We start from the raw sequence: 20,355 nt of genomic DNA on the forward strand, positions 1-20,355 counted from the left end.
ATGGTACTGCAGGGGGGACCCTGTGGGAGAGTAGGACACCGCCGGACTTCTTTCGAGAAATGGCCACCCAACGCTGGGTGGCCATTTCGCGTTAACACGCGAAGTTGCGCCGCCCCGCGTCTGCGGGTGGCCTCCGGATTCGATCGCGCACGTCGATCTCGAATCCTTCGCATCGCCTGTGCACTTTCGGGCGTTGAGGGGGATCGATCCGACAGAATGGTTGAGGACAACCAGCCGATCGACGGGAGAGCGATGACGCACGAGCGCAACATCCTCGTGGTGGCGCACGCGCGCCGCGACGACACGGTCGAGGCGGCGCAGCGGGTCTTCGAGGCGCTGCGCGTCGCAGGGGCTCGTGCCGTAGTTCCTCCGGATGATCGCGAGGAGCTCATCGAGGTGCTCGGCGAACTCCCCGATGTCCTTCGTCTCGGCATCGACGTGCCAGTCGACGCCATCGAGCTCGCGATCGTGCTCGGCGGTGACGGCACGATCCTGCGCGCGGCCGAACTCGTGCGCGACGGCACGGCTCCCGTGCTGGGCATCAACATGGGGCACGTCGGCTTCCTCGCGGAGATCGAGCGCGACGACATGGATGACGCGGTCCGCCGTGTGATCGACCGCGACTACACCGTCGAGGAACGTCTGGCGCTGCAGGTGCGGGTCAAGGACTCCGCCGACTCCGTCATCTACGAGACCTGGGCGCTGAACGAGGCGACGGTCGAGAAGGCGAGCCGGGAGCGCATGCTCGAAGTCGTCATGGAGATCGACGGACGCCCGCTGTCCACCTTCGGCTGCGACGGTGTCGTCGTGTCCACGCCCACCGGGTCCACTGCATACAACTTCTCCGCCGGCGGTCCGGTCATCTGGCCGACGGTCGAGGCCATCGCGGTCGTGCCGCTGTCGGCGCATGCGCTGTTCGCCGAGCCCCTGGTGGTCGGTCCGGAAGCCTCGATCGCGATCGAGGTGCTCGAGCGCACCAACGGCACCGGCATCCTCTGGTGCGATGGTCGCCGCTCGCACGACCTGCCTCCGGGCGCTCGTGTGGTCGTCCGGCGCTCCGAGCGTCCCGTGCGTCTCGCACGGCTGCATCCCGCCGCCTTCACCGACCGTCTGGTGCGCAAGTTCCGCCTGCCCGTCGAGGGCTGGCGCGGCCCCGCCGCCATCACGGGCACCATCACCACGCGTTCGGCGACCTCGTGAGCGAGGGCGCACTGTGATCGAGGAGATGCGGCTGCGCGACCTCGGCGTCATCGCAGAGGCGACACTGCCGATGGGGCCCGGATTCACCGCGATAACCGGCGAGACCGGCGCCGGCAAGACCATGGTCGTAACCGGTCTGGGGCTGCTCCTGGGCCAGCGCGCCGATTCCGGCGCGGTGCGTGCCGGTGCTCAACAGGCATCCGTCGACGGAGTCTGGATCGTGTCCGAGCGCGGCGCGGTCGCCGACCGGGTGCGCGACGCCGGCGGCGAACTCGAACCGCTCGGCGATGGGCGGGCGGAGCTGTTCGTCGGCCGCACCATCTCCAGTGAGGGACGCAGCCGAGCCTCGGTGGGCGGCCGCGCGGCCCCCGCCGGTGTTCTGGCCGACCTGGCGGATGAACTCGTCGTCGTGCACGGCCAGTCCGACCAGCTGCGGCTGCGCTCCGCCGTCGCCCAGCGCGATGCGCTCGACCGCTTCGGCGGTGTGCCGGTGGCCGAGGCCCTGGCCGCGTATCGTGCGACGTTCGATCACTGGCGCGAGACCGATCGCGAGCTCACCACGCTGCTCACCGACCGCGATGCGCGACGGGCCGAGGCTGCACAGCTGCGCGAGGCCATCACCGAGATCGAAGCAGCCGACCCGCAGCCGGGGGAGGATCTCGAGCTCCATCAGCGCGCGGAGCGTCTGGCGAATGCCGAAGACCTCCGCGTGGCGGCCGCCACGGCCCACGACGCACTCTCCGGCGAGGACGACGCCCCGGATGTCGGGACGTTGCTCGCCGAGGCGCGCAGGGCGCTGGAGCGCGCTACGTCCAGCGACGCCGCGCTGGAGGCTCTGGCCGAGCAGGTGGCCGATCTGGGCTACCGTGCCGCCGATGCGGCCGCGGGCCTCGCCGGCTACCTCGCCGACCTCGATGAGGGCGGCCCGCACGAACTGGCCACGGTCGAGGAGCGGCGCGCCGTCCTCGGTACGCTCATCCGCACCCACGGCACGCTGGACGCCGCGATCGACCTGCTGCAGAGCGGGTCCGCGCGCCTGGCCGAGCTGGATGACGACGGCGACCGCATCGAGCGACTGACGACGGAACGGGATGCCGCGGCCACCGCGCTCGACGCCGCTGCCGGTCTGCTCACCGCGGCCCGGATCGAGGCCGCCGGTCGACTGGGCGACGCCGTCAGCGCGGAGCTGCGCGAGCTCGCCATGCCGGACGCCCGACTCTCGGTCGAAGTCACGGAGGGCGCGCTGTCCACTTCCGGACGCGACGACGTCGCGATCCTCCTCGCGCCGCACCCGGGCGCCGAACCCCGCCCCGTATCGCGCGGTGCCTCCGGCGGAGAGCTCAGCCGCGTCATGCTCGCGATCGAGGTCGTCATCGCCGGCACCGACCCGGTACCCACCTTCGTCTTCGACGAGGTCGACGCCGGCATCGGCGGTGCCGCCGCGATCGAGGTCGGGCGCCGGCTCGCCCGGCTCGCCGAGACCTCGCAGGTCATCGCCGTCACCCACCTGGCGCAGGTCGCCGCTTTCGCCGGCAACCACCTCACGGTGGTCAAGGCCAATGACGGCTCGGTCACCGCGTCCAGCGTGCGGCGGCTAGGCGGTGCCGACCGCGAGTCCGAGATGGCGCGGCTCCTGTCCGGACTGCCCGACTCCGATGCCGCCCTCACCCATGCGCGAGAACTGCTCGCGCTCGCTCACAACCGCTGACGACGCATCGGCGCGGCCCGCCCGACGTGTTTCGCAGCTTCCTCCCGATAGCGACTGATAGGATAAAAGCCCGTGACGGACACTTCTCAAACGGCTGCTAATTCGAACGACACCACTAGGCACATTTTCGTGACCGGAGGTGTCGTTTCCTCGTTGGGGAAGGGCCTCACGGCCGCGAGCCTGGGCAATCTCCTCACGGCTCGCGGACTGCGCGTCGTCATGCAGAAGCTCGATCCGTACCTCAACGTCGACCCCGGCACGATGAACCCGTTCCAGCACGGCGAGGTCTTCGTGACGGATGACGGGGCCGAGACCGACCTGGACATCGGCCACTACGAGCGTTTCCTCGACATCGAGCTCAGCCAGGCCGCCAACGTCACGACCGGCCAGATCTATTCGCAGGTCATCGCGAAGGAGCGTCGCGGCGAGTACCTCGGCGACACCGTGCAGGTCATCCCGCACATCACGGACGAGATCAAGCGCCGCATGCGGCTGCAGGCCGACGAGTCGCCGAAGCCCGATGTGATCATCACCGAGATCGGCGGCACGGTCGGCGACATCGAGTCGCAGCCGTTCATCGAGTCGGCGCGTCAGATCCGCCACGAGCTCGGACGTCAGAACGTCTTCTTCGTGCACGTCTCGCTGGTGCCCTTCATGGGCGCGTCGGGCGAGCAGAAGACCAAGCCGACCCAGCACTCGGTCGCGACCCTGCGCTCGATCGGCATCCAGCCGGACGCACTCGTGCTGCGCAGCGACCGTCCCGTCACCGAGGCGAACAAGCGCAAGATCGCCCTCATGTGCGACGTGGACGAGGACGCCGTGGTCAACGCCGTCGACGTGCCGAGCATCTACGACATCCCGACGATGCTGCACGAGCAGGGCCTCGACGAGTACATCGTGCGCACCCTAGGGCTCACCAAGGCCGCGGCCGTGGACTGGACGCGCTGGGAGCGTGTGCTGCAGGCCGTGCACAACCCGAAGCACGAGGTCACGATCGGCCTGGTCGGCAAGTACATCGACCTGCCGGATGCCTACCTTTCGGTCACCGAGGCGCTCAAGGCCGGCGGGTTCGCGCAGGAGACGCACGTCAAGATCCGCTGGATCCCGTCCGATGAGTGCGAGACCCCCGAAGGTGCCGCTAGGGCGCTCGCACCGGTCGACGGGATCGTCATCCCGGGCGGATTCGGCATCCGCGGCATCGAGGGCAAGATCGGCGCGCTCAAGTTCGCGCGCGAGCAGGGCATCCCGACGCTCGGCATCTGCCTCGGCCTGCAGTGCATCGTGATCGAATACGCCCGTCACGTCGCGGGCATCACCGACGCGTCCTCGAGCGAGTTCGACCCGGACACCACGGCGCCGGTCATCGCGACGATGGAGGAGCAGGTCGACATCATCGAGAGCGGCGACCTCGGCGGCACCATGCGCCTGGGCCTGTACCCGGCCGATCTCGCTGAGGGATCGATCGCGGCAGAGGTCTACGGCGCCTCGCAGGCGTCCGAGCGTCACCGTCACCGGTACGAGGTGAACAACCGCTACCGCGATCAGATCGCCGCGGCCGGCCTCGTGTTCTCCGGCCTGTCGCCCGACCGCAACCTCGTCGAGTACGTCGAGCTGCCGCGCGACGTGCACCCGTACTACATCGCCACCCAGGCCCACCCGGAGCTGCGCTCGCGTCCGACCGACGCGAACCCGCTGTTCCGCGGGCTCGTCGGGGCGGCACTGGAGCGGCACCGCGCCAGCGAGCTGTTCGACGACGTCGAGAATGACTGACACCGCGGCGTCGCACCACTCTGAGCTGCGCGACGAGATCGTCGAGCCGACGATCGTCGCGAGCGAGCGCGTGTACCAGGGGCGGATCTGGGATGTGCGCTCGGATACGTTCCGGTACAACGGGCACGACCTGGTGCGCCAGTACGTCGCGCACCCGGGCGCCGCGGCCATCGTCGCGCTGGATGAGCAGGACCGGGTCCTGCTCATCCAGCAGTACCGGCATCCGATCCGGCATCGCGATTGGGAGATCCCGGCGGGGCTCCTGGACGTCGCGGGGGAGTCGCCCCTCGAGTCGGCGCGCCGCGAGCTCGCCGAGGAGGTCGACCTGGTCGCCGCCGAGTGGGAGTCGCTCGTCAGCGTCTTCACGACGCCCGGCGGCAACGACGAGATCGTGCACGTGTTCCTGGCGCGCGGCCTCGCCCCCAGCGACCAGCCGCACGCGCGCGAGGCGGAGGAGGCCGACATCCGCATCGAATGGGTGCCGTTGGCGGATGCCGTGACGGCCGTGCTGGAGGGACGGATGCGCAACGGCATCCTCGCCTCCGGCGTCCTCGCCGCCGCGGAGAAGCTCCGGCGCGAGGCCGCGGGCTGACATGCGGCTGGATCGGGCGGTGGACGCGTACCTGCGCCATGTCTCGATCGAGCGCGGGCTGTCCGAGCACACGGTCTCGGCGTATCGGCGCGACCTGTCCGGGTACCTCGCCTGGCTGGCAGAGCGCGGCGTGGACGAATCGACACAGGTCACGCCCGCCCTCGTCGGCGAGTTCATCGCCGACAGGGCATCTGCACAGCCCGCACCCGCGGCATCCAGTCTCGCCCGCCTGCAGAGCTCCGTGCGCGGGCTGCACCGCTTCCTCGTACGCGAAGGGATCGAGGCTGAGGACCCGACCGGAAGGCTGCGCCCGCCGAAGGCTCCGCGGCGCCTGCCCAAGGCCCTCACGATCGAGCAGGTCGAGCGCCTGCTGGACGCCTCCGGACCCGCTCCGGCCGATGCGCCGGCGGGGGAGCTGATCGGCGTGCGCGACCGCGCGCTGCTCGAGCTGCTGTACGCCACCGGGGCCCGCGTGTCCGAGATCGTGCAGCTCGACGTAGACGACGTCGGGCACGGAGAGGCGCTCCGCGTACGTGGCAAGGGATCGAAGGAGCGCATCGTGCCGGTCGGGTCGTACGCCCGGGCGGCGATCGATGCGTACCTGACGCGGGTGCGCCCCGAACTCTCCCGCCGAGGACGCGCGACCCCGAAGCTCTTCCTCGGCGCCCGTGGCGCGCCGCTGTCGCGACAGAGCACATGGCTGATCATCCGGGATGCCGCGGCGCGCGCGGATCTCACCGCCCACGTCTCGCCGCACACGCTGCGCCACTCGTTCGCCACGCACCTGCTCCAGGGCGGCGCCGACGTGCGCGTCGTGCAGGAGATGCTCGGCCACGCCTCGGTGTCCACGACCCAGATCTACACGCACGTCACCGTCGACGCGCTGCGCGATGTCTACGCGACCTCTCACCCCCGCGCGCGCTGAAGCGATTTGGCGTCTACCTGAGATCTTCGCCACACTGGGCGGTTGGCGCCGTCACTGGGGCGGCCTCAAGGATTCCCGGGGGGAACACATGAAGAACACACGCGCGCGCCTTGCCGCCGCTGCCATCGTGCTGACGGCCATGGTGACGCTGAGCGGCTGCTCGATGCTCGACCAGTTCCTGCCGTCGTCGCAGCCCGTCCGCGACGCCGAGACCGGCGAGGTGACCGAGGAAGCCGGCAACGCCGACGTCTTCGCGGTCCAGGTGGGCGACTGCCTCAACACGGCCGGGATCGACACGGAAGAGGTCAGCAGCCTCCCGATCGTCCCGTGCACGGAGCCGCACGACGACGAGGTCTACTTCTCGTACCAGGTCGCGGACGGCGCCTTCCCGGGCGAGGAAGCGCTTATCGCCGATGCCCAGGAAGCCTGCGCGGTCGAGTTCACGACGTTCGTCGGTCTCGCCTACGAAGAGTCGGCGCTCGACCTCTGGCCCATGTACCCCACCGAGGGTTCGTGGGACTCGGGCGACCGCGAAGTGCTGTGCATCGCGTGGGATCCGTCCGGCGCGAAGCTCACCGGCACCCTCGCCGGCGCAGCGCGCTGAGTCCGTGTTCGCGGCGCTTACCCCTCGGGTAGGCGCCGCGACGCCGTTTCTGCCCGTACGGAGGCCTGTTGCCGACTACTATCGAGCGAGCATGAGGAAGCGAGACCACGGTGGCTGAGAGCAGAACGAAGACCAGGTCGACGAAGACCTCGGAGTCCGAAACCCCCATGGGGCCGACCGGGCGTCCGTACCACGGTTTCCCGACCCCTCCGAAGCTCAACGGGCACGGACCGGCTCGGATCATCGCCCTGTGCAACCAGAAGGGCGGGGTCGGCAAGACCACGACCACGATCAACCTGGCTGCCGCGCTCGCGCACTACGGCCGGCGGGTGCTCGCCGTCGACTTCGACCCGCAGGGCGCCCTCTCGGCGGGCCTCGGCGTGCAGACCCACGACGTCCCCACGATCTACGACCTGCTGCTGGATACCAAGCGCAACGCCAAGGACGTCATCGTCCACACGGCGACCCCCGACCTGGACATCATCCCGGCGAACATCGACCTGTCCGCGGCCGAGGTGCACCTCGTCAACGAGGTCGCCCGCGAGACGATCCTGGCCCGCGTGCTGCGTCAGGTCGCACCGGACTACGACGTGATCCTGATCGACTGCCAGCCGTCGCTCGGGCTGCTCACGGTCAACGCGCTCACGGCCAGCCACGGCGTCGTCATTCCGCTCGAGTGCGAGTTCTTCGCCCTGCGCGGCGTCGCCCTCCTCATCGAGACGATCGAGAAGGTCCGCGACCGCCTGAACCCGTCGATCACCATGGACGGGCTGCTCGCCACCATGTACGACCCGCGCACGCTGCACTCGCGCGAGGTGCTGGAGCGCGTTGTGGAGGCCTTCGGCGACGATGTGCTCGAGACGGTCATCGGTCGCACGGTCAAGTTCCCGGATGCCTCGGTGTCGGGCATGCCGATCACCGAGTTCGCGCCCGAGCATCCAGCCGCCCAGGCCTACCTGCGGCTGGCGCGGGAGCTGGTCGCTCGTGGCGCCGTCGCCTGAGGAGAGCCCCATCGACCCGGTCGCTGAGCGGACCGAACCGGACGAAGCCGCTGACAACGGCCGATTCCGCGTTTCGCTCAGCGTGTTCGACGGACCGTTCGACCTGCTCCTGACCCTCATCTCCAAGCACGAGCTCGACATCACCGAGATCGCGCTGAGCAAGGTGACGGACGAATTCATCGCGTACCTGCGCCAGCTCGACTCCGACGACGACATGGACCAGGCATCCGAGTTCCTCGTCGTGGCCGCCACCCTGCTCGACATGAAGGTCGCCGGGCTCCTGCCGCAGGGCGAGCTCGTCGATGCGGAATCCGTCGCGCTGCTCGAAGCGCGCGACCTGCTGTTCGCGCGCCTGCTGCAGTACCGCGCGTTCAAGCAGGTCTCGACGTGGTTCTCCGCGCAGCTGCAGACCGAAGATCGCCGGCACGTGCGGGCCGTGCGTCTCGACGAGAAGTACCGCCGCGCCGCGCCCGAGCTGGTCTGGACGCTCAACGCCGACGACTTCGCCGCGCTGGCGCTGCTCGCGATGACGCCGCGCGAGATCCCGCACGTCGGCCTGGACCACCTGCACGCGCCGCTGGTCAGCATCCGCGAGCAGGCCGCCGTCGTGGTCGCGCTGCTGCGCAACGCGGGCGCTCTGTCCTTCCGCGAACTGGTCGCCGGCGTCACGCAGCCCGGCGTGTTCGTGGCGCGCTTCCTGTCCGTGCTCGAGCTCTACCGCCACGCCGCGCTGTCGTTCGAGCAGCTCGAGCCGCTCGGCGAGCTGACCTTGCGCTGGACCGCCGAGCGGTGGTCCGAAGAGAACCTTGCGACCCTGGGGGCCGACTATGACCGATGAGCCGACTGAGCAGACGATGCGCGAGACGGATGCCGCGGCATCCGAGTCGTCCGAAGCCCCTGCGCGCCCGCACGACGTGGTTTCCGTCGCCCGCCGGCTCGAGGCCATACTGCTCGTGATCGAGGAGCCCCAGAGCCTCGTGAGCCTCGCTGCGGCGGTCTCTGCTCCGGTCCCGGCCGTGCGACAGGCGATCGAGGGTCTCGTCGAGGACTACGACGGCCTCGCCGGCGGACCGCGACGCGGGTTCGAGCTGCGCGAGGTCGGCGGCGGCTGGCGGCTCTACGTGCGCGAGGAGCACGACGACGTGGTGTCGGAGTTCGTCAACACGCAGGCGCCGTCGCGGTTGTCGCAGGCGGCCCTGGAGACGCTCGCCGTGATCGCCTACAAGCAGCCGGTCTCGCGCAGCCAGGTCGCATCGATCCGGGCGGTCAATGTCGACTCCGTGGTCCGGACGCTGCTGGCGCGCGGGCTCATCACCGAAGTGTTCACAGACGCGGAGACGGGGGCCATCAACTACGGCACCACCGACGCGCTCCTGGTGAACCTCGGGATCAACTCGCTCGACGAGTTGCCGCACATTTCACCGCTCCTGGACGACGGCGCGGACGGATTCGACGAGGTGGGACGATGAACGACGATTCGACAGACCGGCCGACAGAGGGCGTGCGGCTGCAGAAGGTCCTCGCGAACGCGGGCGTCGCCTCGCGCCGTGTGGCCGAAGAGATGATCGTGGACGGTCGCGTGCGCGTGAACGGCGAGGTCGTGACCGAGCTCGGCAACCGCATCGATCCCGAGGTCGACCTCGTGGACGTGGACGGCACGGCGATCCAGCTCGACCAGTCCAAGCGCTACGTGATCCTGAACAAGCCGACCGGGGTCGTGAGCTCGATGCTCGACGACCGTGGCCGGCGCGATCTGCGCGAGTTCACGGCGGACTGGGACGAGCGGCTCTACAACGTCGGGCGTCTGGATGCCGACACCAGCGGTCTGCTCGTGCTCACCAACGACGGCGATCTGGCACACGTGCTCGCGCACCCGTCGTTCGGCGTCACCAAGGTCTACATCGCCAAGGTCGAAGGCCGCGTGACGCCGCAGGTCATCGCGACGCTGACGCGCGGCATCGAGCTGGAGGACGGCCACATCGCCGCCGACAAGGCGCGGCTGCTGTCGTCCTCGGCCGAGGGAGAGGGCTCGCTGGTCGAGCTGACCCTGCACTCCGGACGCAATCGCATCGTGCGGCGCATGATGGCGGCGGTCGGTCACCCGGTCCTCGAGCTGGTCCGACGTCAGTTCGGCCCGCTCCACCTGGGAAGCCTCCCAGTGGGGAAGGCCCGCGAGTTGACTAAAGTAGAACGTGGCGCGCTATTGACCCTGTCGCGCGCAGCGCCGGGGGACCAGGAGAAGTAGCCGTGAGCGAATCGAACGCAGCATCCGTGCGCGCGCGCGTCGCCGCACGGGTCGGCGGCACGGTCCGCATCGTCGGTGCCGGCCTGCTCGGCTCGAGCATCGGTCACGCGCTGACCGCCCTCGGCGTCGACGTGGTCCTCGCCGACTCCTCGCCGTCGCAGCTGCGTCTCGCGATCGACTACGGCGCGGGTCGCGCCGCGGCTGAGACCGATGCCCCGTCGCTGGTGGTCGTGGCGGTTCCGCCCGATGTCACCGCCGACGTGATCGCCCGCGAACTGGCCGCCTATCCCGACGCCGTCGTGACGGATGTCGCCAGCGTCAAGCTCGAGCCGCTGCACGCGCTCCGGGCCCGTGGTGTCGACCTCACCCGCTACATCGGCTCGCACCCGCTCGCCGGCCGTGAGCGCGGCGGGGCGATCTCCGCCCGCGCCGACATCTTCGTCGGGCGCCCCTGGGTCGTCTGCCGCGATGAAGAGACCTCCGCCGCCGACCTCGCGCTGGTCGAAGGGCTCGCGCTCGACCTCGGCGCGACGCCGATCGAGATGACCCCGGAGGAGCACGACCGTTCGGTCGCGCTCGTCTCGCACGTCCCGCAGCTCGTCGCGAGCCTGCTCGCCGGACGCTTCGTCGACGCGCCGGACGGCTCGCTGCGCCTGGCCGGACAGGGTGTGCGCGACACGACGCGGATCGCGGCGTCCGCCCCCGAACTGTGGGTGCAGATCCTCGGCGCCAACGCGGCACCGGTCGTCGACGTTCTCGACGCACTGGCCGCCGACCTGACCTCCGTCGCCGATGCCCTGCGCGCCCCTGATGCGCCGGGCGCCCGTCGCTCGGTGGCCGATACGATCCGCCGCGGCAACGAAGGCGTCGAACGACTGCCCGGCAAGCACGGCCAGAACCGCCGCTTCGAGTCCATCGTCGTGATGGTCGACGACACCGCCGGTCAGCTCGGACGCCTGTTCGGCGAGCTCGGCGAGCTCGACGTCAACGTCGAGGACCTCCGCCTGGAGCACTCGCCGGGCGCCCAGTTCGGCCTCGCCGAGATCAGCGTCGAGCCGAGCGCGGTGCGCCGGGCCGTCGAGGGTCTCGAAGCCCGCGGCTGGAAGATTGCGAGCACCTCCAATGACTGACTTCTCGACATCGCACGAGGCTCCGGCGATCATCGCGATCGACGGACCCGCCGGCAGCGGCAAGTCCAGCGTCTCCAAGCAGGTCGCCCGTCGCCTCGGCTACGGCTACCTCGACACCGGCGCCGCCTACCGGGCGCTGGCGTGGCTCGCGATCCAGCGGGGCGTCGACACGTCGGACGCGTCATCCGTCCTGGACGTCTCCGGCGACTTCGACTACGCCATCTCGCTCGACCCCGATGACTACTGGGTGCGCGTCGGCGAGACCGACGTCACCGCCGCCATCCGCGAGCCCGAGGTGTCCGACGCCGTCAGCGGCGTCGCACGCGTTCCCCCCGTGCGCGAGGGCATCAACCACCTGTTCCGTGCCCTCGTGGCCGGCTCCGGCCTGCCCGGTGTCATCGTCGAAGGACGCGACATCACCACAGTGGTGGCTCCGGACGCGCCCGTGCGCGTCCTGCTCACCGCATCGCCGGAGGTGCGTGCGGCCCGCCGCAGCGCCGAGGTGACGACCCAGGATGCCGCGACCGTGGCAGCCGCATTGCACCGTCGCGATGCATCCGACTCGACCGTCGTCGACTTCCTGACCGCCGCCCCCGGCGTCGTCGTGGTCGATTCGACGGATTTGGATTTCGACCAGACCGTGGATGCCGTGCTGAACGTCATCGGCACGGGCATCACTCGCTGAAGACAGGAGCGCACAATGGGCGCTGAAGACGAATACGAAGGCGGCCCCGACCGCCTCGCCGAGAAGCTCGCCGCGATCGACGAGGAGCTCGCCGAGATCCGTGCGGCGACCCTCCGCGCGAGCCTCGCCGACTACGAGCTCGACGAGACCGACGCGCAGATCCTCGACTCCGGCACCCGCGGCGTCGACGGCATCGAGATCCTGCCGGCGCTGCCGGTGGTCGCGATCGTCGGTCGCCCGAACGTGGGCAAGTCCGCGTTGGTGAACCGCATCCTCGGTCGCCGCGAGGCCGTCGTGGAGGACACCCCCGGTGTCACCCGTGACCGTGTCACGTACAAGGCCGAGTGGATGGACCGCCGCTTCTCGCTGGTGGACACCGGCGGGTGGGAGCCCGACGCCCGCGGTATCGACCTCGCGGTCGCCGCGCAGGCCGAGGTCGCGATCGACCTGTGCGACATCGTCATCTTCGTGGTCGACGCCATGGTCGGCGCCACCTCGACGGATGAGGCAGTCGTCAAGATGCTGCGCCGCAGCGGCAAGCCCGTCTTCCTCGTCGCGAACAAGATCGACGACGCCCGCCAGGAGCCCGAAGCGGCTGCCCTGTGGAACCTCGGACTCGGCGAGCCCTACCCGGTCTCGGCCATCCACGGCCGCGGTGTCGCGGATCTCCTCGACGAGATCATGAAGGTGCTGCCGGAGATCTCCGCCGTCGCCAAGCACGAGATCGGCGGCCCGCGCCGCGTCGCGATCCTCGGTCGCCCGAACGTCGGGAAGTCGTCGCTGCTGAACAAGGCTGCCGGCGAAGAGCGCGTCGTCGTGAACGAACTGGCCGGCACCACGCGTGACCCGGTCGATGAGATCGTCGAGCTCGGCGGAAAGCTGTGGCGTCTCGTCGACACCGCCGGCATCCGTCGTCGTGTGCACCTGCAGCAGGGCGCCGACTTCTACGCGTCGCTGCGCACCTCGGCCGCGCTCGAGAAGGCCGAAGTCGCCGTCGTCGTGCTGGACGTGAGCCAGCCGATCAGCGAGCAGGACATCCGCATCATCGACATGGTGATCGAGTCGGGCCGTGCGCTCGTGCTCGCGTTCAACAAGTGGGACCGTCTCAGCGACGACGACCTGGAGAACGCCGACCGCCGCCGCTACCTCGAGCGTGAGATCGAGCAGGACCTGGCACACGTCGCCTGGGCCCCGCGCGTGAACATCTCGGCGCGCACCGGACGCCACCTCGAGAAGCTCGTCCCCGCGCTGGAGACCGCGCTCGAGTCGTGGGATCAGCGCATCCCGACCGGCAAGTTCAACGCGTTCCTCTCCGAGCTCGTCGCCGAGCACCCGCACCCGTTGCGCGGTGGCAAGCAGCCGAGGATCCTCTTCGGCACGCAGGCCGCGAGCCGTCCGCCGACATTCGTGCTGTTCACGACCGGTTTCCTTGACCCGGGCTACCGCCGCTTCGTGCAGCGTCGTCTGCGCGAGATCTACGGCTTCGAGGGCACGCCGATCGTCGTCAACATGCGGGTGCGCGAGAAGCGCACGCGCTGATCAGCGCTTCGCTGCTCCCGATGGACGGACCATGGCCGTCTCATCGGGAGCGGCGAACCCGAAGCCCTCGTAGAGGGTGTGGGCGTCCTTCGTGAAGAGCGTCCAGCGGAAGTCCCGCCCGGGGCCCTCGTCGATCATCAGGCTGAGCAGCCGTTTGCCGAGCCCCTGGGCCTGGTGAGCCTCGAGGACGAACACGTCCGCGAGGTAGGCGAACCCGACCCCGTCCGAGGCGGCACGGGCGAACCCGACCTGGGCGCCGGTTGCGGCGTCGTAGGCACCGACCACGCGCCAGGCGCTGTCCAGCTGCGCCTCGATGTCGGCGCGCGAGCGCCAGCGGCCCCAATAGGCGTCGGTCGAAAGCCACTCCCACACGAGATCGCGCTGGATGCGGCTCGGGTCGTCGTCGAGCACATAGTCCATCGCCCCAGTCTGCCGGGACCGGCCGAATCCGGGCCGCGGCCAATCCGGGACACGTGGCCCCTGGCTGCGTCCACGGATGGTGTGGGCCGGGCCGCTGTCTCGCGAGCTCACAAAAGTGGCACGCTCCCGGCGGCTCCAGCGCGCCGTTTCTGCGAGCTCGCGAGACCGGGAACGCCGCCCGCGCGCGAGCTCACGAAAGCTGCGGGCTGGTTTGTGAGCTCGCGAGCCGGGGGTCGGCGCTGGGCGAAGGCGGATATGACAAGGTGGAGAGGTGACGATCGAACCCCCTCGGCCCGGTGAGCCGCGCCGACCACTCGGTCCGCGTGACCCCGGCGATGCCTGGGTCGTGGCCGAGTCGGGTGAGCGGTTCTGGGGCAGATTCGGCGCCGCGGGACTCCTGGCCCTCGACCCCGAGCGCGGCGTGCTGCTGCAGCACCGCGTCTCGTGGAGCCACTTCGGCGACACGTGGGCGCTGCCCGGTGGCGCGCGGCACGAGCACGAGTCCGCGCGCGACGGTGCCCTCCGCGAAGCCGCCGAAGAGGCCGGCGTACCGCCGACGGCGATCGTGTCGCGCTTCTCCAGCGTCCTCGATCTCGACGTCTGGACGTACGCCACGCTGGTCGGCGACGTGGTCACCCCGTTCGAGCCGGTGATCAGCGACCCCGAGAGCCACGCCCTGGCGTGGGTGCCGATCGACGAGATCGACGCGCTGCCGCTGCATCCCGGATTCGCCGCCTCCTGGGTCGGCCTCAGACCCGCGCTCGCGCTGCGACCGGCCGTGGTGGTCGATGTGGCGAACGTGGTGGGGTCGGTGCCCGACGGCTGGTGGAAGGACCGCGCGGGTGCGGCCGAGCGCCTCATCGCGCGGATCGAGACGCTCGCGGAGACGGGGATGGATGCCGCGTCCCTCGACCTTCCTGCCACGACCTGGTTCCCCGAGTTCGTCGCCGTCGTCGAGGGTCAAGCGCGCAGCGCCGCCACGGCGACCGGCACGGTCCGCGTGGTCGCGGCCGAGGCATCCGGCGATGACGAGATCGTCGCGCAGACTGCTGCACTCCTCGCCGCCGGACGCACGGTGACCGTCGTCACCAGCGACCGCGGCCTCTCGGAACGCGTCGCCGCACTCGGCGCGCGCGTCCAGTCGGTCTCGTGGCTGCGCGACCGGCTCTGAGCGGCGCGGCGGCGTCGAAGCTCCGCATCGTGGCCGGTGTCGTGCTCGCGCTCGTGATCGTCGCGGGCCTCGCGGTGCACCGGGTACTGCCCGAGTCGACGTTCGCCGACATCGCGGGTGATGCGCTGTACGTCGCCGCGGTCTACGCCGCCCTCGTGCTGGTCGCGCCCCGACTCCGGTCGTGGATCGTGGGGCTGATCACCCTGGTCTGGTGCATGGGGATCGAGCTGTTCCAGCTGACGGGCATCCCGCAGCAGGTCGGCGCGGTCTTCCCTCCCGCGATGCTCGTGCTGGGCACGGTCTTCGACGGACGCGACCTGGTGGTCTACGCCCTGACGGCCGTTGCGCTCCTGCTGATCGATACGGCGATCCTGCGGCGTACGACGTCCCGGGCCTAGTAGCCGCGCAGCTTGTCGATGTCGCGACGCTCGCGCTTGGTCGGGCGTCCGGTTCCGCGGTCGCGCACCGGCACGGCGGCGACCTCTTCGCGCGGCGGCGGCGGGGGAGTGCGGTCCTCCATGGCGGTGGCGACGACTGCGGCGCCGACGCGCTTGGAGATCGGCGTGCGCACGACCAGCTGCCGGTCGAACCCGGCGATCCGCACGCGGATCTCATCGCCCGGTCGCACGGGCTGCGCCGCCTTCACCCGTTCGCCGTTGACGCGCACATGACCGGCCCGGCACGCGGTGGTCGCGGCGGAGCGCGTCTTGTAGATCCGCACCGCCCACAGCCAGGCGTCGACGCGGGCCGAGGCATCCGTCATTCCGTGGCGACCTTCCCGCTACGCGTCGCGACGATCACTCCGGCGGCGATCAGACCCTGCCCGAGGCAGTAGGTGAACATGACCGCCGGGCTCGTCCAATCGGGCATCGCGTCGGGCATGAAGAGGCGGAAAGCCAGGATCGTGTCCGAGCTGAGGAAGAACGCCCCGCCCCACACGATGAGCGGATGACAGCGGGATGCCGCGGCCGCGGTGCCGCCCAGCACGAGGCCGTACACGGCGACGGCGATCGCGAGAGCGCCGAGGAACGGCCACAAGACGGCGACCAGGACACCCCACCACAGGGCGTACACGATCGACCAGGCCGGCAGTCGGCGTACGGCGAGGCGTCGCCAGAACAGCCAGATGTAGCAGAGGTGCGCCAGCCCGAAGCAGAGCAGCATCATCGGCAGGGTGGGTGCGAACGGGAAGAACGTGGCCGCGCCATCACCGAGCCACGACAGCGCGATCGCGGTGAACAGCAGCGCGAAGGGCGTGCCCCACGTCGAACCGCGCCCGCCCCAGAACACGGCGACGGCCAGCAGCGGCATGAGCGCGAGCTTGGTCGGGGCGGCCAAGGCATCGGCGTCTGCGGCCAGCGCGGCGACATGCACGATCGATACGAGCACGAAGGGCACGAAACCCCACCACCAGGAGCCGGGGAGAGCGGATGCCGCGCTACGGCGCGCGATGGAGGGTGAGGTCACCGCCCCATCGTATTCGCGCGCCCGCTCAGTCGAGGGCGAGTGCGACGATCGCACGGTCGGGGCGTGGACGGGCGACCTCGCGGAAACCGGCATCCTGGAACACCGACAGGATCCCGCGGAACAGGTCGTTCGCGCGCTTCGGTCCGGCTGAGACGTCGATCGGATACCCCTCGATCACGCGCGCGCCGTGATCGCGCGCGAAGTCGACGGCCGCGTCCAGCAGGCGGGAGTTCAGCCCGGTCGCGCGGTGCTCCTTGCGTACGACGAAGCACGTGACCGCCCACACGCTCGGATCGTCGAAGGGCTCGGGGGAGTTGGTCGCGAATTCGCGTGTGCGCGCGAGGCGCGGCTGTGCGGTGCGGGGACCGACGCGCACCCACCCCGCCGCTTCGCCGTCCACGTAGGCGATCAGCGCGGGTGGCGGATCGGACGCCATCTCGTCGCGCAGCAACCCGGCGCGCTCGTCCTGGGTGGTGTTCTGGAACTGGGCGTTCGTGATCGTCCACCACTGGCATTGGCAGCTGCGGCCGTCACCGCCGCCCGACAGTGCGTACTCGGCATCCGCCACGCGGTCTGACGTCGCGGGTGCGATGAGGATCTCACTCATGTTCCGACGGTAATGGCGGGCTCGGACACCGACAAGGGACCGTGTGGGTTCGCGGGCGCTCCGCGGACCCGGTAGGATAGGGGAGTTGTCTGCGCGAGAGCGCGGGCCTCGGGATGTGGCGCAGCTTGGTAGCGCACCTGACTGGGGGTCAGGGGGTCGCAGGTTCAAATCCTGTCATCCCGACAGAAATGACGAAGAGCCGGCCTTTGGGTCGGCTCTTCGTCTTTTGCGTTGCGCTGAAGTATGGATGAACCGGGTTTCACGGGGGCCCGCGCCGCTCGAGGGCTCGGCACGCGGCGCGGCCTCACGCCGAGCGACCTGATCGCGCGGGTGCTTGCGTGAGTGGGCCGATGCGGTACCCCGGAGAATTTCCCCGGCCGATGTCGAGATCGCCGGGTCGGTTCCGTCTCCTATCTGAAGCGGCCAGAATGGCCGCACAGAATGGGAGGCTGTCATGGCCAAGTATCTGATGCTCAAGCACTACCGGGGCGGTCGCCCCGCGGCGAATGCGGTCCCGATGGATCAGCTCACGCCGGATGAGTGGGCCGCGCACGTGCAGTACATGCTGGACATGGAGGAGCGGCTGCTCGCGTCGGGAGAACTGGTCTCGTCGGAGGGACTCTCGATGGGAGGCGCGTGGGTCCGTTTCGATGGCGAGGGGCGCCCGCCCGTCGTCGACGGTCCGTTCGCCGAGACGAAGGATCTCATCGCGGGTTGGATGCTCATCGAAGTCGACTCCTACCAGCGGGCGCTCGACCTCGCCTCTGAGCTGTCGGCTGCGCCGTGGGCAGGCGGCACCCCTCTCGGCGAGTGGCTGGAACTGCGCGAGGTGATGAGCGCTCCACCGGCCGAGGTCGGATGACGTCGGTGGTCCCCACGCCCCCTCCAGATGCCGCTGGCGCGTCATCCGGAGCCTCCGGGCGCGTGGGCCCAGCCACGGCACTGCGCCGTGCGATTCCAGAGGTCGTCGGCATCCTCGTCCGGCGCGGCGCGGACTTCGCGTCGGCCGAGGATGCCGTGCAGACCGCTCTGGTGCGAGCGCTCGAGCGACCGATCCTCGGGGGAGTGCGCGACGTCCGCGCGTGGCTCGTCACGGTGGCGTGGCGTGCGTTCCTCGATCAGGTGCGCAGCGATACGGCGCGCGCCGCCCGGGAGGAGAGACTCGCGCAAGAACCCGAACGTGGCCTCGTGCCGCAGCATGACGACACGCTCGGGCTCTACTTCTTGTGCACACATCCGGTCCTCACCTCGACGTCGGCGATCGCACTCACATTGCGTGCGGTCGCCGGCCTCACGACGCGGCAGATCGCGGATGCCTTCCTGGTGCCGGAGGCGACCATGGCCCAGCGCATCAGCCGCGCGAAGCAGCGACTCGTCGGCATCCCGCTCGATCAGCCGGGCGATCTGTCCCGTGTGGTGCGCGTTCTCTATCTCCTGTTCAACGAGGGGTACTCGGGCGAGATCGACATCGCTGCTGAGGCTGTTCGCGTGACGCGCCAGCTCGCCGCGCTCACCGACGAGCCTGAAGTCGCCGGGCTCCTCGCGCTCATGCTGCTGCACCATGCGAGGCGGCCGGCCCGTGTCATAGGTGGCCGGCTCGTGCCGCTCGCCGAGCAGGATCGTTCCCTGTGGGACGTGGATGCGATCACCGAAGGCGTCGCCATCCTGCAGTCGGCGCTGGCACGGGACCGGCTGGGGCAGTACCAGGCGCAAGCCGCGATCGCGGCGTTGCACGCGGATGCGCCGACTGCCGCCGAGACCGACTGGGTCCAGATCGTGGAATGGTACGACGAGCTTCTCGTGTTCGGGGACTCGCCCGTCATCCGACTCGGCCGCGCGGTCGCGATCGGCGAGGCGGACGGGCCGCGCGCGGGCCTGGCCGCCCTCGACCTCGTGGGCGATGATGTGCCGCGGTACCACGCCGCGCTCGCGTACCTCCAGGAGCGGAGCGGTGCCACGGATGCAGCTGCCGCCGAGTACGCGGAGGCCGCACGCCTAGCGACCAGCATCCTCGAACAGGAGCACCTGCTGCGCCAGGCGCAGCGCCTCAGCCAGAGTCGGGACACGATCGCCGACGATCGCTGATCAAGGCCATGGATCCGCGTGCGCGGCAACCAGCATCCACCTGGGGCCGCCTCCGGCCGCGCGGGTGTCGCGGTCGTCGACCGCTAGGAGAACACGGGAGAGAGGAACCGGCGCTCGTAGCGACGGATGCAGCCGGTCGCACGTGCGAACTCGAACGCCTCCTGGCACTCCGGATCCGTCTTCGAAGCGTTCCGGTAGATCTCATATTCGGCCAGCGACGGGAAGGTGAACAACGCGAACGCCTCGTCGCTGTCGCCCTCGCTGGGCATGAAGTAGCCGTGGTGGGTGCCCCCGAGCCTGTTCACGAGTCGGATCCACGTGCGGCCGTACTGGGTGAAGTCGTCGAGCTTGTCGGGATCGATCTCATAGCGAAGATGAACAGTGATCATCGAGGTTCCTTTGTGATCAGGCGTACCCGCGGAGTCTCGCCGACGCGAAGTCGGCGCGACGAGCTTCACGGTACAACGCTCGAAGTATGGCGGAGAAAGCTCGGAAACCTGGCAGAGCGCGTCTGTAGACCAGTCGCAATGCGGGCGTGGAGCCCCGGATCTGATCGAATCGGCGAACCAACTACGACGCGACCAAGCTGCCGCTCGTTGCCGCGAGTTACGGTATCTCTGCTGAGAACTGGGCTCTCGCCCCTCGGCCGCCCCGGCGAGCCGGCTCTGAGCGTCGTGTGCTGCGGAGGTCCGTCCTCTGCGCATCGCGCCATCGGCTCAGCGGTAGAAACCTTCGCGCACGTTGATGCCGTGCTCCACCCAGACCTTGAGCGCAGTCAGCATCATCGTCCAGCCTTCGCAATTGCCGAACGCCGCGGTCGCTCCTTCGGGGGTCGGCAGCCACGATGATTCAGTGATCGTCACCAGGGTCCGTGAGCCGTCGTCGATCGGCTCAAACTCGAAGGTGACCCGAGTGGCGCCGTTCTCCCGGGCGGATGCCTTGCCGTCCCATTCGACGACGATCCTGCGGGGCGCGTCGGCTTCGACCACCGTGACGGGGAACGCGCCGGGGAAGTCGGCGAAGTCCCATGCGACCTTCGTGCCGGACTCCAGCCTGCCTTGCGCCCCACCCGTCGTGAAGTAGCGCGAGAGTTGTGCGGGGTCGGCGACGGCCTCATACACCTCCTCCGGCGTGCGGGCGACTCGCCCGGAGACGGAGAAGGAGAGTTCGGTGAGGTTCATTTCGTCATTCATGTTATATTTATAC

23 protein-coding genes and 1 tRNA gene are annotated in these 20,355 nt (G+C 69.8%); 18 read left to right on the forward strand and 6 right to left on the reverse strand.

The window, feature by feature from the left end; all coding sequences use genetic code 11:
• Positions 1-252 precede the first annotated feature (252 nt).
• The 13 genes from ASD65_RS00005 (at position 253) to der (ending at position 13,399) form a co-directional block, all read left to right on the forward strand.
• On the forward strand, positions 253-1,200 hold the full coding sequence (locus tag ASD65_RS00005; protein WP_056224289.1) for an NAD kinase: 948 nt from the start codon (positions 253-255) through the stop codon (positions 1,198-1,200).
• A gap of 13 nt (positions 1,201-1,213) precedes the next feature.
• Positions 1,214-2,908: a DNA repair protein RecN gene (gene recN, locus ASD65_RS00010; RefSeq protein WP_056216740.1), complete on the forward strand. Its 1,695-nt coding sequence runs from the start codon at positions 1,214-1,216 to the stop codon at positions 2,906-2,908.
• Positions 2,909-2,980: 72 nt separating this feature from the next.
• Positions 2,981-4,678, forward strand: a complete 1,698-nt coding sequence (locus ASD65_RS00015) for a CTP synthase (protein ID WP_056216743.1) — start codon at positions 2,981-2,983, stop codon at positions 4,676-4,678.
• Positions 4,671-5,270 carry an NUDIX domain-containing protein gene (locus tag ASD65_RS00020; RefSeq protein ID WP_056216746.1) on the forward strand — a complete coding sequence of 200 codons (600 nt, stop codon included), beginning with the start codon at positions 4,671-4,673 and terminating at the stop codon, positions 5,268-5,270. Before ASD65_RS00015 ends, ASD65_RS00020 begins: the two co-directional genes overlap by 8 nt.
• Before the next feature lies 1 nt (position 5,271).
• Entirely contained in the window at positions 5,272-6,195 is a 924-nt protein-coding gene (gene xerD / locus ASD65_RS00025) for a site-specific tyrosine recombinase XerD (protein WP_056216749.1), read from the forward strand.
• Positions 6,196-6,283: 88 nt separating this feature from the next.
• Positions 6,284-6,799, forward strand: a complete 516-nt coding sequence (locus tag ASD65_RS00030) for a septum formation family protein (RefSeq protein ID WP_056216752.1) — start codon at positions 6,284-6,286, stop codon at positions 6,797-6,799.
• 167 nt (positions 6,800-6,966) lie between these two features.
• Positions 6,967-7,800 carry a ParA family protein gene (locus ASD65_RS00035; RefSeq protein WP_056216754.1) on the forward strand — a complete coding sequence of 278 codons (834 nt, stop codon included), beginning with the start codon at positions 6,967-6,969 and terminating at the stop codon, positions 7,798-7,800.
• Complete coding sequence (locus ASD65_RS00040) at positions 7,784-8,638, forward strand: segregation and condensation protein A (RefSeq protein WP_056216757.1); 855 nt, start codon at positions 7,784-7,786, stop codon at positions 8,636-8,638. Before ASD65_RS00035 ends, ASD65_RS00040 begins: the two co-directional genes overlap by 17 nt.
• Positions 8,628-9,269 (forward strand): SMC-Scp complex subunit ScpB, encoded by a 642-nt coding sequence (gene scpB / locus ASD65_RS00045; protein WP_235566556.1) that lies wholly within the window; start codon positions 8,628-8,630, stop codon positions 9,267-9,269. The genes ASD65_RS00040 and scpB overlap by 11 nt, the downstream gene beginning before the upstream one ends.
• Complete coding sequence (locus ASD65_RS00050; protein WP_056216762.1) at positions 9,266-10,045, forward strand: pseudouridine synthase; 780 nt, start codon at positions 9,266-9,268, stop codon at positions 10,043-10,045. Before scpB ends, ASD65_RS00050 begins: the two co-directional genes overlap by 4 nt.
• 2 nt (positions 10,046-10,047) lie before the next feature.
• The gene (locus ASD65_RS00055; protein ID WP_056216765.1) at positions 10,048-11,175 is read left to right on the forward strand and encodes a prephenate dehydrogenase; all 1,128 of its coding nucleotides are present in this window, start codon (positions 10,048-10,050) and stop codon (positions 11,173-11,175) included.
• Complete coding sequence (gene cmk, locus ASD65_RS00060) at positions 11,168-11,860, forward strand: (d)CMP kinase (RefSeq protein ID WP_056216767.1); 693 nt, start codon at positions 11,168-11,170, stop codon at positions 11,858-11,860. The genes ASD65_RS00055 and cmk overlap by 8 nt, the downstream gene beginning before the upstream one ends.
• Before the next feature lie 15 nt (positions 11,861-11,875).
• Complete coding sequence (der, locus tag ASD65_RS00065) at positions 11,876-13,399, forward strand: ribosome biogenesis GTPase Der (RefSeq protein WP_056216770.1); 1,524 nt, start codon at positions 11,876-11,878, stop codon at positions 13,397-13,399.
• On the opposite strand, the gene ASD65_RS00070 is transcribed toward der, so the two are convergent.
• Positions 13,400-13,819 carry a GNAT family N-acetyltransferase gene (locus ASD65_RS00070; protein WP_056216774.1) on the reverse strand — a complete coding sequence of 140 codons (420 nt, stop codon included), beginning with the start codon at positions 13,817-13,819 and terminating at the stop codon, positions 13,400-13,402.
• 271 nt (positions 13,820-14,090) lie between these two features.
• On the opposite strand from ASD65_RS00070, the gene ASD65_RS00075 reads away from it, so the two are divergent.
• Positions 14,091-14,990 (forward strand): NUDIX domain-containing protein, encoded by a 900-nt coding sequence (locus ASD65_RS00075; RefSeq protein ID WP_056216777.1) that lies wholly within the window; start codon positions 14,091-14,093, stop codon positions 14,988-14,990.
• On the forward strand, positions 14,969-15,388 hold the full coding sequence (locus ASD65_RS00080; RefSeq protein ID WP_235566557.1) for a DUF2809 domain-containing protein: 420 nt from the start codon (positions 14,969-14,971) through the stop codon (positions 15,386-15,388). Before ASD65_RS00075 ends, ASD65_RS00080 begins: the two co-directional genes overlap by 22 nt.
• On the opposite strand, the gene ASD65_RS00085 is transcribed toward ASD65_RS00080, so the two are convergent.
• From ASD65_RS00085 to ASD65_RS00095, 3 genes are read right to left on the reverse strand one after another with little or no spacing between them, the layout of a single operon-like run.
• The gene (locus tag ASD65_RS00085; RefSeq protein ID WP_056216780.1) at positions 15,385-15,753 is read right to left on the reverse strand and encodes an RNA-binding S4 domain-containing protein; all 369 of its coding nucleotides are present in this window, start codon (positions 15,751-15,753) and stop codon (positions 15,385-15,387) included. The genes ASD65_RS00080 and ASD65_RS00085 overlap by 4 nt on opposite strands.
• On the reverse strand, positions 15,750-16,457 hold the full coding sequence (locus ASD65_RS00090) for a lysoplasmalogenase (protein WP_235566558.1): 708 nt from the start codon (positions 16,455-16,457) through the stop codon (positions 15,750-15,752). Before ASD65_RS00090 ends, ASD65_RS00085 begins: the two co-directional genes overlap by 4 nt.
• A gap of 25 nt (positions 16,458-16,482) precedes the next feature.
• Positions 16,483-17,064 carry a GNAT family N-acetyltransferase gene (locus ASD65_RS00095; protein WP_056216783.1) on the reverse strand — a complete coding sequence of 194 codons (582 nt, stop codon included), beginning with the start codon at positions 17,062-17,064 and terminating at the stop codon, positions 16,483-16,485.
• 109 nt (positions 17,065-17,173) lie between these two features.
• Between ASD65_RS00095 and ASD65_RS00100 the strand changes: the two genes are divergently transcribed.
• The 3 genes from ASD65_RS00100 (at position 17,174) to ASD65_RS00110 (ending at position 19,149) form a co-directional block, all read left to right on the forward strand.
• Positions 17,174-17,247: transfer RNA gene (locus ASD65_RS00100), tRNA-Pro, on the forward strand.
• 271 nt (positions 17,248-17,518) lie between these two features.
• A complete protein-coding gene (locus tag ASD65_RS00105) occupies positions 17,519-17,926 on the forward strand; it encodes a YciI family protein (RefSeq protein ID WP_056216786.1) in 408 nt (135 codons plus the stop codon).
• A 62-nt stretch (positions 17,927-17,988) separates the two neighbouring features.
• Positions 17,989-19,149 (forward strand): RNA polymerase sigma factor, encoded by a 1,161-nt coding sequence (locus ASD65_RS00110; RefSeq protein WP_056216789.1) that lies wholly within the window; start codon positions 17,989-17,991, stop codon positions 19,147-19,149.
• An 83-nt stretch (positions 19,150-19,232) separates the two neighbouring features.
• On the opposite strand, the gene ASD65_RS00115 is transcribed toward ASD65_RS00110, so the two are convergent.
• Positions 19,233-19,538, reverse strand: a complete 306-nt coding sequence (locus ASD65_RS00115; RefSeq protein ID WP_056216791.1) for an NIPSNAP family protein — start codon at positions 19,536-19,538, stop codon at positions 19,233-19,235.
• Positions 19,539-19,865: 327 nt separating this feature from the next.
• Positions 19,866-20,342: an SRPBCC domain-containing protein gene (locus ASD65_RS00120; RefSeq protein WP_056216794.1), complete on the reverse strand. Its 477-nt coding sequence runs from the start codon at positions 20,340-20,342 to the stop codon at positions 19,866-19,868.
• Positions 20,343-20,355: the final 13 nt, after the last annotated feature.

This window comes from Microbacterium sp. Root61 (assembly GCF_001427525.1).
Taxonomy (GTDB): Bacteria; Actinomycetota; Actinomycetes; order Actinomycetales; family Microbacteriaceae; genus Microbacterium.